The following is a 12,570-nucleotide window of genomic DNA, read 5'->3' on the forward strand; positions in this document are numbered from 1 at the left end:
ATGTTAGCTGAGAGCGTTTAACGTGAATTTACTCACTATGAGTACTGAGCTTGGATTAATTTTTCTCTTTTCCCTGGCTTTCCTCTTTTTTGCTCGAAAAGCAGCTAAAAAAATTGGTTTAGTTGATAAGCCTAACTCACGTAAACGCCATCATGGCGCGATTCCGTTGGTGGGCGGCATTTCTGTGTTCGCAGGTATCTGCTTTACGTTTGCCATCACCAACTATTACTTGCCTCATGCGATGCTCTATCTGGGCTGCGCAGGGGTGCTGGTGCTGGTTGGCGCACTGGATGACCGTTTCGATATCAGCGTCAAATTCCGCGCGGTCGTGCAGGCCATTGTCGCGCTGGTGATGATGTTTGGCGCAAAACTTTATCTGCTCAGCCTGGGCTTTATCGTCGGCCCGTTCGAGCTTATCGTTGGCCCCTTTGGCTATGTGCTGACACTGTTTGCCGTCTGGGCTGCAATCAACGCCTTTAATATGGTGGATGGCATCGATGGTCTGCTGGGCGGCCTCTCCTCCGTCACCTTTGCCGCCATGGGAATCATCCTCTACTTCGATGGCCAGACCAGCCTTGCGATGTGGTGTTTTGCGATGATTGCCGCCACGCTGCCCTATATTCTGCTTAATCTTGGCTTCCTTGGCCGCCGCTTCAAAGTCTTTATGGGTGATGCCGGCAGTACCATGATCGGTTTCACCATTATCTGGATTCTGCTGGAAACAACGCAGGGCCTGAGCCATCCCATTACCCCCGTCACCGCACTCTGGCTTATTGCCATTCCGCTGATGGATATGGTGGCGATTATGTATCGTCGTCTGCGTAAAGGCATGAGCCCGTTCTCGGCTGACCGTCAGCACATCCACCATCTGATCATGCGCGCCGGTTTCACCTCACGTCAGGCCTTTGTGCTGATCACTGTTGCTGCGGCCATCCTTGCCGGGATCGGTGTGCTGGGCGAATATCTGGCGTTCATTCCGGAGTGGGTGATGCTGCTGTTGTTCCTTGGCGCTTTCATGGTTTACGGCTACTGCCTGAAACATGCGTGGCGCGTGGCGCGACGTATCCGGCGCATTAAGCGCCGCCTGAGCCATTACCGCGAAGCAAAAAATAAATGAACCCGATGCTGATTAAAGGATACTTCTTCCATGCCTTCTGACGTTGTGGACAACGAACTGGATATTCGCGGCCTGAGCGGCCGTTTATGGCGTGGCAAACGCTGGGTCATCGGGCTGGCACTGCTGTTTGCTCTGGTCGCCTGGCTGGTCACGCTGCTGCTGAAACAGGTCTGGAGCACCACCGCGATCACCGATCGTCCCACGGTGAACATGCTCGGTTCATACTATTCGCAGCAGCAATTCCTGACCAATCTGGATGCGCGCAGCAACACCTTAACCCTGTCAGCACCGTCACCGACAGTGATGGATCAGGTTTATCAGGAGTTCATCATGCAACTCGCGTCGTGGGATACGCGTCGTGAGTTCTGGCAACAGACGGATTACTTCAAGAGCCGCAAAACCGGCAATGCGCATAACGATGCTGCGCTGCTCGACGATATGATCGGCAATATCCTGTTTACGCCTGCTGACGCGGCCCATAACCTGCCCGATAACGTCAAACTCAAAGCGGAAACGGCGGGTGACGCCAATAATTTGCTGCGTCAGTACATTGCCTACGCCAGTGAGCGCGCCGCGCGTCATCTGAACGATGAGTTAAAAGGTGCCTGGCGGGTACGTACCGATCAGCTGCAGGCGCAGGTGAAACGTCAGGAAGATGTGGCTAACGCGGTGTTCCAGCGCCAGCAGCATCGGCTGGAGCAGGCGCTGAAGATCGCCAGCCAGCAGGGCATTAATGAGAAGCAGACGCGCGAAGTGGGTGAGAATCTGGCAGACAGCGATCTGTTCCTGCTGGGTCAGCCGGTTTTACAGGGCCAGCTGGATACCCTGCGCGCAACGGGGCCGAGCTTTGATATCAGCTATGATCAGAACAGAGCAATGCTGACCACGCTGCAGGCCGGACCAAAACTGAACAGCAAGTTTCAGACCTACCGTTATCTGCGCACACCGGAAGAGCCGGTATCACGTGACAGTCCGCGACGTCTGTTCATGATGATTATGTGGGGTGCCGTTGGGGCATTAACAGGCGCTGGAGTGGCGCTGGCACGTCGTCCGCGTCTGATGTCAGACACGCATGAGTGAGAGAAACAGTGTGAAAGTTCTGACCGTATTTGGTACTCGTCCCGAAGCGATTAAAATGGCGCCACTGGTTCAGGCGCTGTCGCAGGATCCTGCTTTTGAATCGCGCCTGTGCGTCACCGCACAGCATCGCGAAATGCTCGATCAGGTGTTGCGTCTGTTTAAGCTCGAACCGGATTATGACCTTAATATTATGCGCCCTGAGCAGGGACTGACTGAGATTACCTGTCGCATTTTAGAGGGCATGAAAACCGTCCTGCTCGATTTCAAACCAGACATTGTGCTGGTGCATGGTGACACCACCACAACACTGGCTGCGAGCCTGGCCGCCTTTTATCAGCAAATTCCGGTCGGGCATGTCGAAGCCGGTCTGCGTACCGGCGATCTCGCTTCGCCGTGGCCGGAAGAGGGCAACCGCAAACTCACCGGCCATCTTGCCCGTCTGCACTTCACCCCTACCACCCGCTCGCGTCAGAACCTGTTGCAGGAAAACCTGCCCGATTCGCGCATCATTGTGACCGGCAATACGGTCATTGATGCGCTGCTGTGGGTTCGCGATCGGGTGCTGGATGACTGCAATCTGAATGCACAATTAGCGGCGCGCTATCCCTTTATCAACCCGGATAAGAAACTGGTGCTGGTTACCGGTCACCGGCGTGAAAGCTTTGGCGGCGGTTTTGAGCGTATCTGCAGCGCGCTGGCGCAGATTGCCCGCCAGCACCCTGAGGCGCAGATCGTCTATCCGGTGCACCTCAATCCGAATGTCAGCGAGCCGGTTAATCGGATTCTCAGCGGCATTGAGAATATCATTCTGATTGAACCGCAGGAGTATCTGCCTTTTGTCTGGCTGATGAACCGTGCCTGGCTGATTCTGACCGATTCCGGCGGCATTCAGGAGGAAGCGCCTTCACTGGGTAAACCGGTGCTGGTCATGCGTGACACGACCGAGCGTCCGGAAGCGGTTGATGCGGGTACCGTTAAACTGGTAGGGACGGATATCGACAGGATCGTGGCCAGTGTCAGTGAATTGCTGAGCGACGACGATGCCTGGCAGGCGATGAGCCATGCCCATAATCCGTATGGCGATGGCAAAGCCTGTGGCCGAATTTTACAAGCCTTAAAAGATAACAGAGCTGAATTATGAGTTTTGAAACCATCTCCGTGATTGGACTGGGATACATTGGGCTGCCGACGGCAGCCGTTTTTGCCTCAAAGGGAAAAAAAGTGGTGGGCGTGGATATCAACGCGCGTGCCGTTGAAACCATCAATCGTGGCGCAATCCACATCGTAGAACCCGATTTAGATGAAGTGGTGCATGCGGCTGTTACGCGTGGCGACCTGCGCGCCACCACGCAGCCTGAACCCGCTGACGCTTTTCTGATCGCCGTACCGACGCCGTTCAAAGATGAATATCAGCCCGATCTGCGCTTTGTGAAAGCCGCAGCGGAGTCGATCGCACCGGTTCTGAAGAAGGGCGATCTGGTCATCCTGGAGTCCACCTCACCGGTGGGCAGTACAGAACAGATGGCCGAGTGGCTGGCTGCGGCGCGTCCTGACCTGCGCTTTCCGCAGCACGGTGAGACGCCCGATATTTTTGTCGCCTACTGCCCGGAGCGCGTACTGCCTGGCAAGGTAATGGTTGAGCTGATTAACAACGACCGGGTGATTGGCGGCATGACGCCTGCCTGTTCCGCCCGCGCCAGCGCGTTATACCGGCTGTTTCTGAAAGGTGAATGCGTTGAGACCAACGCCCGCACCGCCGAGATGTGCAAGCTGACTGAAAACAGCTTCCGTGACGTCAATATCGCCTTTGCCAATGAGCTGTCGCTGATTTGTGCCGAACAGGGAATTAACGTCTGGGAACTGATTGCGCTGGCGAATCGTCATCCGCGCGTCAATATTCTGCAACCCGGTCCCGGCGTGGGTGGTCACTGTATCGCCGTCGATCCCTGGTTTATCGTGGCGCAGAATCCTGAACTGGCACGCCTGATCCGCACCGCGCGTGAGGTGAATGACGCCAAGCCGCAGTGGGTGCTGGACCAGGTGAAAACCGCGCTGGCGGATTGCCTGACCCAAACCGGCAAGCGCGCCAGCGAGGTCACTATCGCCTGCTTTGGTCTGGCCTTTAAACCTGACATTGACGACCTGCGCGAGAGCCCGGCCGTGGGCGTGACTCAGAAAATCGCAGAGTGGCACAGTGGCAAGACCTGGGTGGTTGAACCTCACATTGAGCAGCTTGCGGACTCGCTGGCTGTCAACGCCGAACTGGTCTCCTGCGAGCAGGCGCTGGCTCAGGCCGATATTCTGGTGATGCTGGTCGATCACCGTGCCTTCCGCGCGATTAACGCCGCCGATGTTCAGCAGAACTGGATTGTCGATACCAAAGGCGTGTGGCGATGAAGCGCTTTTTGATCACGGGCGGTGCCGGTTTTATCGGTTCGGCTCTGGTGCGCTTTATACTGTAGACGGCTGGTAAAACTGGTCCCTGGCGTAACAGCTGGCTCAGCGATGACCAGTTGCGTGCCGCGGGTGAAGCGCTGACAAAAACTGGCTATGGCCAATACCTGCTGGATTTATTACATGCCCGTCCACGTCAATATTAATCCCCTTAGCTGGGAGAGCACATTCTTCGGTGTTGATACCGTGCGGCTGGAGCCGCAGGGCGAGACGCCGCTGGAGCAGGCGCTGCGGCATCCCTGCGCACTGATACAGATGAAAGTCGCTGCCAGCGAGACGGCACTGATTGATACGCTGCAGCAGCATCAGTTTCAGCTGGCAGAAGGCGAAGCAGACCTGACGCTGGCGGTTAAAGAGACGGAACGTCAGGCGGGGATTCGCATTGCGCGTGACGCACAAATTCCGCCACTGCGCGATGCCGCATCTCAGCTCTTCAGCCAGAGCCGTTTTCGCGCGCCCTGGTATGCGCCGGACGCCAGCGGTCGCTTCTATGCGCAGTGGATTGAAAATGCGGTGCGCGGCACATTTGACGACCAGTGCCTGGTAGCCAGTGACGCCACCGGTCAGTTGCAGGGTTTTGTTTCGCTGCGCGCGGCAGACGGCGATGCGCGAATCGGTTTGCTGGGCGTGCTGCCTGACGCGCAGGGCCAGGGCGTGGGTCAGCGACTGATGCTGGCGGCGGCGGACTGGGCGCGGGTAAGACAGCTGGCTCAGCTTCGGGTTGCCACCCAGATGAGTAATCTCACGGCGATGCGCCTCTATTTACGCAGCGGTGCCCGGCTCGACAGCACCGCCTACTGGTTTTACAGGAAAGGTCATGATTCCATTTAATGCGCCCCCGATTGTGGGCACAGAAATTGATTATATGCAGTCGGCAATGAACAGCGGCAAGCTGTGCGGTGACGGCGGATTTACCCGTCGCTGTCAGCAGTGGATGGAGCAGCGTTTCGGTAGCAAAAAAGTGCTGCTCACTCCCTCCTGTACCGCTTCGCTGGAGATGGCGGCGCTGTTAATCGATCTGCAGCCCGGCGATGAAGTGATCATGCCGAGCTACACCTTTGTCTCGACCGCTAATGCCTTTGTGCTGCGCGGCGCGCGCATCGTGTTTGTCGATGTGCGCCCGGACACCATGAACATCGATGAAACGCTGATCGAAGCCGCTATCACTGAAAAAACCCGCGCCATTGTGCCGGTGCATTACGCAGGCGTGGCCTGTGAAATGGACACCATTATGGCGCTGGCGGCAAAGCATAAGCTGTTTGTGATCGAAGATGCGGCGCAGGGCGTGATGTCACGCTACAAAGGGCGCGCCCTGGGCACCATTGGTCATATTGGCTGCTTCAGTTTTCACGAAACCAAGAACTACACCGCCGGTGGCGAAGGTGGCGCGACACTCATTAACGACGCCAGCCTGGTCGAGCGCGCCGAGATCGTGCGGGAAAAAGGCACCAACCGCAGCCAGTTCTTCCGGGGTCAGGTCGATAAATATACCTGGCGCGATATGGGGTCGAGCTACCTGATGGCCGATCTGCAGGCGGCCTATCTCTGGGCGCAGCTGGAAGCCGCTGAGCGCATCAACCAGCAGCGGTTACGTATCTGGCAGCGCTATTACGACGCACTCCAGCCGCTGGCGGCCCAGGGACGTATCAGCCTGCCGGTGATCCCCGCCAGCTGTGAACACAATGCGCACATGTTTTATATCAAACTGCGCGATCAGGACGATCGCCAGGCGCTGATCAACTGGATGAAAGAAGCTGAGATACTGACGGTGTTCCACTATATTCCGCTGCACAGTTCGCCAGCCGGTGAGCGTTTCTCGCAGTTTGTCGGCGACGATCGCTATACCACGCAGGAAAGTGAACGTCTGCTGCGCCTGCCGCTGTTCTATAACCTGTCCGATAATAATCAGAGCACGGTTATCAGCTCACTGCTGAGCTTCTTTTCCTGATGTCATTGGCCAGAGCTTCAGTGTGGACCGCATCGTCCACGCTGGTAAAAATTGTGGCTGGTCTGCTGGTGGTCAAACTGCTGGCGGTGAGTTTCGGACCCGAGGGTGTCGGCCAGGCGGGGAACTTTCGTCAGCTGATCACCGTGCTGGGTGTGCTGGCGGGCGCGGGCATCTTCAATGGCGTCACCACCTATGTGGCGCAGTATCAACAGCAGCCCGGACAACTGCGCGCGATGGTGGGCACGGCATCGGCAATGGTGCTGGGCTTTTCCGGTGTGCTGGCGCTGCTGTTTCTGCTGGCGGCGGCACCCATCAGCACCGCGCTGTTTGGTCATGATCGCTATCAGGGCGTCATCCGCGTCGTCGCCTTTCTTCAGCTCGGTATCGCCTGGGCCAACTTTACCCTGGCGCTGCTGAAGGGTTATCGCGATGCGCGCGGTAATGCGCTGGCACTGATTCTCGGCAGCCTGACTGGCGTGGCGGGCTATCTGCTCTGCTGGTGGCTGGGTGGCTATCAGGGGGCGCTGATTGGCCTGGCACTGGTGCCGGCCTTGCTGCTGCTGCCGGCGCTACTGATGCTGAAACGCCGCGCACCGCTGCCGCTGAGCTGGCTGCGTCCGCAATGGCACCCTGAGCTGGCGCGTAATCTGGCAAAATATACCCTGATGGCGCTGATCACGGCTGTGACCCTGCCGGTCGCCTGGGTGTTGATGCGTAACCTGCTGGCAGAGCAGGAAGGGTGGGCGCAGGTCGGATTGTGGCAGGGTGTCACCAGCATTTCGGATGCCTATCTGCAGTTTATCACCGCAACCTTTAGCGTCTGGCTGCTGCCGACGCTGGCGCGGCTCGAGAGCAAACGCGACATTGCACGCGAGATTGGCCGTGCACTGCGTTTTGTACTGCCCGCCGTAGCAGTTGCCAGTTTTGGTGTCTGGGTGCTGCGCGATTTCGCCATCAGCCTGTTGTTCTCTGAGGCTTTTCGCGGGATGCGCGATCTTTTCGTCTGGCAGCTGTGCGGTGATGTTTTTAAAGTCGGTGCCTATGTTTTCGGATATCTGGTTATCGCCAAAGCCTCGCTGCGCTTTTATGTTCTCACTGAGATCAGCCAGTTTCTGTTGCTGACGCTGTTCTCACGCTGGTTGATCCCGTTACATGGCGCGACGGGTGCGGCGCAGGCCTATATGTTTACCTATGTGGCTTACTTTGCCCTGTGTTGTGGCGCTTTTATTGTTTACTGCCGGAAAAAATGACTTTAATTCACGTTTTGGGATCGGACATTCCCCACCACAATCTTACGGTGCTGCGCTTTTTCAACGATGTACTCAGCGTTGAGCAGCCCGTGGCTTCGCCACGCCATTTTATGGTAGTAACGCAGCAGCCAGAGAGCCTGGCACCGTTCAGTGCATTGCAGATTGAGTGCTTTACCAGCAAGAAAGCGCTGGCGCAGGCGGTGCTGCAGCGGGCCAGACATCGTCAGCAGCGCTTTTTCTGCCACGGTCAGTTTAACCCGTGGATCTGGCTGGCATTACTCAGTGGCAAGTTGCGCCGTTCCCAAATCTTCTGGCATGTCTGGGGTGCCGATCTCTATGAAGATTCACGCAGCCTTAAGTTTCGCCTGTTCTATCTGGTTCGCCGGCTAGCACAGGGACGCGTTGCTCAGGTTTTTGCGACCCGTGGCGACCTGCATCACTACCAGCAGCGTCATCGCAGGGTGCCGGGTTCACTGCTCTATTTCCCGACCCGAATGCCCGCCGCCGCTGTTGAGTCTGATCCCGCTGAGCCGTTTACGCTGCTGCTGGGCAACTCCGGCGATCCGAGTAACCGGCACATTGAAGGCTTAAAAGCGATTCGCGCGCAGTTTGGCACACAGGTGCGTATCGAGGTGCCGCTGGGCTATCCGCCAGGCAACGAGGCGTACATCAGTGAGATTCAGGCTGCAGCAGAGACACTGTTCCCGGACGGGCAGGTGAATCTGATGCGTGAAAATCTGGCGTTTGATGATTATTTAGCGCTCCTGGCGCGCTGTCATGTCGGCTATTTTATGTTTGAACGTCAGCAGGGAGTGGGAACACTCTGTCTGCTGATCCAGGCCAACGTGCCGTTTATCCTGACCCGCAAAAATCCGTTCTGGCGTGATGTGGCTGAGCAGCAGCTTCCGGTATTGTTCAGCGAAGATACGCTGTCGCCTGCGGTGATTGCCGAGGCACGCCGCCAGCTGATGAGCTGTGATAAACAGGCGATCGCCTTTTTTGCGCCGGGGTATCTCGCAGGCTGGCGGGCCGCGTTACAGCTCAGCGAAGGGGAGTTGTCATGAGTCTTATGCAGTTTGGCGGCCTGCTGGTGGTCTATCTGCTGTCGCTGGTTTTTATTCTGACGCTGACCTGGCGGGAGTTTAAGCGCGTCCGTTTTAACTTCCATCTGTTCTTCACACTGCTGTTCTTACTGACCTTTTACTTCGGCTTCCCACTGACCTCGGTGCTGGTGTTTCGCTTTAATGTTGAGGTGGTGCCGGTCGAGAATCTGCTGGAGGCGTTGCTGTCAGCGACGGCGTTTTACGCCATTTATTACGTCAGTTATAAAGTGCGGCTGAAGCCCGCCAGTGCGCCACCGGCGAAGCCCTGGCTGCAGATGAATCGGGTTGAAACGCACCTGACCTGCGTGATTCTGGCGCTGGTGGCGCTGGGAACCGTCACTGTGTTTTTCATTCACAACGGTTTTCTGCTGTTCCGCCTGACTGCCTATAACCAGATCTTCTCCAGTGAAGTCTCGGGGGTGGCGCTCAAGCGCTTCTTCTACTTCTTTATTCCGGCGATGTTGATCCCCTATTTTCTGAGCCCGACGCGCCGCAACTGGCTGCTTTTCCTGGTTGTAACAGTGGCCTTTGGTTTGCTGACCTACGCACTGGTGGGCGGCACCCGCGCCAATATCATTATTGCTTTTGCCCTGTTCCTGTTCATCGGGATCACCCGTGGCTGGATCACTCTGTGGATGCTGGCAACAGCGGGCGTACTGGCAATTGCGGGGATGTTCTGGCTGGCGCTGCGCCGCTATAACCTCGACGTAATGGGCGATGAAGCGTTTTATACCTTCCTCTATCTGACGCGTGATACGTTCTCACCGTGGGAGAATCTGGCTCTTCTGCTGGATAACTACGCCCGCATTGAGTTCCAGGGTCTGGCGCCGCTGTGGCGTGATTTCTACGTTTTCATTCCGACCTGGCTCTGGCCGGATCGGCCGCTGGCGGTGTTAAACAGTGCGAACTACTTCACCTGGGAAGTGCTGAATAACCATTCTGGCCTGGCGATTTCCCCCACATTAATTGGATCGCTGGTGGTGATGGGCGGCGTCTGGGCGATTCCAGTTGGTGCTGTCGCGGTAGGGATGATTATCAAAGCCTTTGATGCGATCTATCAGCGTGGCTGCCTTGAGACCAACCGGTACACCGGCGCCATCCTGCAAAGCTTCTGTTTTGGCGCGGTGTTTAACATGATTGTGCTGGCCCGCGAAGGTCTTGATGCGTTCGGTTCTCGCGTGGTGTTTTTCTGCATCATTTTTGCTGCCTGTCTGGGCATAGCTAAATTACTTTTCTGGTTACTGGATCGCGCAGGTTTGATTCGCGACCGCAGCAGGCGGGTGTTACACAGCCCGCTCTGATTAACCTCTGGGATTGACGGAAGATATGACAACGTTAACTGAGACGCCGCAGTACCGGATTCGCGGCGTTGATTTGTATGGCTTCGAAAACATGCCGTCGGCGGTGAATTTTTTGATGCCGCCGCAGCGCGTTCGCAGCGGTATTTTAGTGGCGATCAATGCAGAGAAGATTCTGACCGCTGAGCGGGATGAGGGATTACGCACGCTGTTAGCGCAGGCTGAATATGCGTATGCCGATGGCATCAGTATTGTGCGGTCGATTCGTAAAAAATATCCGCAGGCGTCGGTGCAGCGCATTGCGGGAGCAGATTTATGGGAAGCGTTGATGGAGCGCGCCGGGCGTGAAGGGACGCCGGTGTTTCTTATCGGTGGTCGCCAGCGGGTGCTGGATGAAACCTGTGATAAGTTACGCCGCCAGTGGAATGTGAATATTGTTGGCGCGCAGGATGGCTATTTTGCGCCAGCCGATCAGGATGCGCTGTTTGCCCGGATTGCGGCTAGCGGTGCGAAGCTCGTCACTGTAGCGCTGGGATCGCCACGTCAGGAGCTGCTGATGCTGGCGTGCCGTGCGCACTGTCCTGATGCGCTCTACATGGGCGTAGGCGGAACCTACGATGTTTTTACCGGTCATGTGAAGCGCGCCCCTAAAATCTGGCAGCGACTGGGGCTGGAGTGGCTCTATCGTCTGATTCGACAACCGAGCCGCCTGCGCAGGCAATTAAAACTGCTTAAATATTTGCGCTACCACTGGCGCGGCGATCTCTGATATTGCTGATAAATGCCGCATTTTTAGGCATTGTGAGAGAGGAAATGCACTATTTGTCGAGAAAGTGCACAAAGCGTAATCAAACGCGTCTTTTTATTTAAAAAGCACTAGACACGATGGGCGCTTATCTCTAGTATGCACATCCGCAACGGCGCTACGCGCCCGTAGCTCAGCTGGATAGAGCGCTGCCCTCCGGAGGCAGAGGTCTCAGGTTCGAATCCTGTCGGGCGCGCCATATCGTTTGTGCGCATGAGCTTCGGTGGTTGATTTACCGCGGTTGGCAGTAGAGATTTAAATGCTGCAGGTTTTAAATCTGTGACATTAAGAATTGTGGTGGCTATAGCTCAGTTGGTAGAGCCCTGGATTGTGATTCCAGTTGTCGTGGGTTCGAGTCCCATTAGCCACCCCAGATTTTGCTGGGAAACGCGAAGGTGGCGGAATTGGTAGACGCGCTAGCTTCAGGTGTTAGTGTCTTAACGGACGTGAGGGTTCAAGTCCCTCTCTTCGCACCAGGCAAAACAGTTAAAAAAATCGGCGAGTAGCGCAGCTTGGTAGCGCAACTGGTTTGGGACCAGTGGGTCGGAGGTTCGAATCCTCTCTCGCCGACCATTTTTAGAAACCTGTCTGAAAAGACAGGTTTTTTTTCGTCTGTATAAAAGAGGATGAGGACCTCCGAAGGAGGTTTGAGCCGAGCGAAGCGAGACAACGTTGCTTCAGCAACGGCCCGCAGGGCGCTGCTCATAGAGCAGTGTAATCCTCTCTCGCCGACCATTTTTAGAAACCTGTCTGAAAAGACAGGTTTTTTTCGTCTGTAGAAAGAGGATGCAAATTTCTGCGAGAGATTAGGGGCGCAGGCTGTGGAACAATGTTGCGGTGAGTGCGAGCCTGCGAAGGGAACACCGTCAGATGAATCCGGCTTTAGATCTCTCACCAGTCTGAAGCGTCCATGTAAGTTCCCGATGCGTCTGCCAGACTTGAAGCGAAGGGAGCATACGCCTGTAGCAAAGCATCGCGGGCCACGGACGGCCCGCGCTGAGGCCGCCAGGGATGGCGTCTTTTGCGTCTTTGCGAAAGGCGTATGCTCCCTGAAGCCGGCACAGCGGTGAGAACGGGCTGCTGTTTGCTAATCTTCGATGCCAGCTCTCCCGCTTTGATTTCGCCAGTTGTCAGTTAAAGTTGCTTAAGCAGGAGTAGCAGCGTCGTGAATCGCCGACAAATAAGTCATTGTTATTGTTAAGTTCACAGAGAGATTGGCCTCGCTGTCTCTATTAAGAGACAGAGAAAATGCAAGCTGTCGCCGGATACCGACACTTAACATCGGACATGGCTAAGAACAGATTTGGCACTGTGATTAAATTATTGATTTATAATTACTTTAAAAATAAACCTTAACCTGGCACGGCTTGTGCAATACTTCTGCTGTAGATGCTCATTCCACCTCTTATGTCTGCTTATGCTACATAAACCTGGGAATGATGCAGAGCCAATTTTCGGTACCTGTTGTCTGCCTGCCTGTATCGCGTGAGCCTTACAGGGTTAACAGACACCACG

At 55.9% G+C, this 12,570-nt stretch carries 10 protein-coding genes, 4 tRNA genes, 1 other RNA gene and 1 pseudogene; all 16 read left to right on the plus strand.

Translation table 11 applies throughout. From position 1 onward, the window contains the following. Positions 1-37: 37 nt before the first annotated feature. Positions 38-1,117, plus strand: a complete 1,080-nt coding sequence (wecA, locus tag AC6I77_RS00655) for a UDP-N-acetylglucosamine--undecaprenyl-phosphate N-acetylglucosaminephosphotransferase (RefSeq protein ID WP_003851958.1) — start codon at positions 38-40, stop codon at positions 1,115-1,117. 30 nt (positions 1,118-1,147) lie between these two features. After that, positions 1,148-2,197: an ECA polysaccharide chain length modulation protein gene (wzzE, locus tag AC6I77_RS00660; protein ID WP_497816680.1), complete on the plus strand. Its 1,050-nt coding sequence runs from the start codon at positions 1,148-1,150 to the stop codon at positions 2,195-2,197. A gap of 10 nt (positions 2,198-2,207) precedes the next feature. Continuing rightward, positions 2,208-3,338: a non-hydrolyzing UDP-N-acetylglucosamine 2-epimerase gene (gene wecB / locus AC6I77_RS00665; RefSeq protein ID WP_003851955.1), complete on the plus strand. Its 1,131-nt coding sequence runs from the start codon at positions 2,208-2,210 to the stop codon at positions 3,336-3,338. Beyond that, entirely contained in the window at positions 3,335-4,594 is a 1,260-nt protein-coding gene (gene wecC, locus AC6I77_RS00670; protein ID WP_039658619.1) for a UDP-N-acetyl-D-mannosamine dehydrogenase, read from the plus strand. The genes wecB and wecC overlap by 4 nt, the downstream gene beginning before the upstream one ends. Positions 4,595-4,680: 86 nt before the next feature. Next, a pseudogene (locus AC6I77_RS00675) lies at positions 4,681-4,797 on the plus strand (glucose-1-phosphate thymidylyltransferase 2 RmlA2); the annotation flags it as partial. Continuing rightward, a complete protein-coding gene (gene rffC / locus AC6I77_RS00680) occupies positions 4,775-5,482 on the plus strand; it encodes a dTDP-4-amino-4,6-dideoxy-D-galactose acyltransferase (protein WP_187513414.1) in 708 nt (235 codons plus the stop codon). The pseudogene AC6I77_RS00675 and the gene rffC, both read left to right, overlap by 23 nt. After that, positions 5,469-6,599, plus strand: coding sequence for a dTDP-4-amino-4,6-dideoxygalactose transaminase (gene rffA, locus AC6I77_RS00685; protein ID WP_039658617.1), 1,131 nt, complete (start codon positions 5,469-5,471; stop codon positions 6,597-6,599). Before rffC ends, rffA begins: the two co-directional genes overlap by 14 nt. Then, positions 6,599-7,849 carry a lipid III flippase WzxE gene (gene wzxE, locus AC6I77_RS00690; protein ID WP_039658616.1) on the plus strand — a complete coding sequence of 417 codons (1,251 nt, stop codon included), beginning with the start codon at positions 6,599-6,601 and terminating at the stop codon, positions 7,847-7,849. The genes rffA and wzxE overlap by 1 nt, the downstream gene beginning before the upstream one ends. Continuing rightward, on the plus strand, positions 7,846-8,913 hold the full coding sequence (gene wecF, locus AC6I77_RS00695; RefSeq protein ID WP_105100008.1) for a TDP-N-acetylfucosamine:lipid II N-acetylfucosaminyltransferase: 1,068 nt from the start codon (positions 7,846-7,848) through the stop codon (positions 8,911-8,913). The genes wzxE and wecF overlap by 4 nt, the downstream gene beginning before the upstream one ends. Beyond that, on the plus strand, positions 8,910-10,253 hold the full coding sequence (gene wzyE, locus AC6I77_RS00700; protein WP_008926432.1) for an ECA oligosaccharide polymerase: 1,344 nt from the start codon (positions 8,910-8,912) through the stop codon (positions 10,251-10,253). Before wecF ends, wzyE begins: the two co-directional genes overlap by 4 nt. 25 nt (positions 10,254-10,278) lie before the next feature. Next, positions 10,279-11,019, plus strand: a complete 741-nt coding sequence (wecG, locus tag AC6I77_RS00705) for a lipopolysaccharide N-acetylmannosaminouronosyltransferase (RefSeq protein ID WP_008926433.1) — start codon at positions 10,279-10,281, stop codon at positions 11,017-11,019. Positions 11,020-11,177: 158 nt separating this feature from the next. Beyond that, positions 11,178-11,254: transfer RNA gene (locus AC6I77_RS00710), tRNA-Arg, on the plus strand. Positions 11,255-11,352: 98 nt separating this feature from the next. Next, positions 11,353-11,428 (plus strand) — tRNA-His (locus AC6I77_RS00715). 16 nt (positions 11,429-11,444) lie between these two features. Then, positions 11,445-11,531 (plus strand) — tRNA-Leu (locus tag AC6I77_RS00720). A 20-nt stretch (positions 11,532-11,551) separates the two neighbouring features. Continuing rightward, positions 11,552-11,628, plus strand: a tRNA-Pro gene (locus AC6I77_RS00725). A gap of 32 nt (positions 11,629-11,660) precedes the next feature. Next, a non-coding RNA gene (locus AC6I77_RS00730) (RtT sRNA) lies at positions 11,661-11,790 on the plus strand. The last annotated feature ends 780 nt before the right edge of the window (positions 11,791-12,570 follow it).

The sequence above is a fragment of the Pantoea sp. X-Soil-ISGK-259 genome (genome assembly GCF_059730705.1).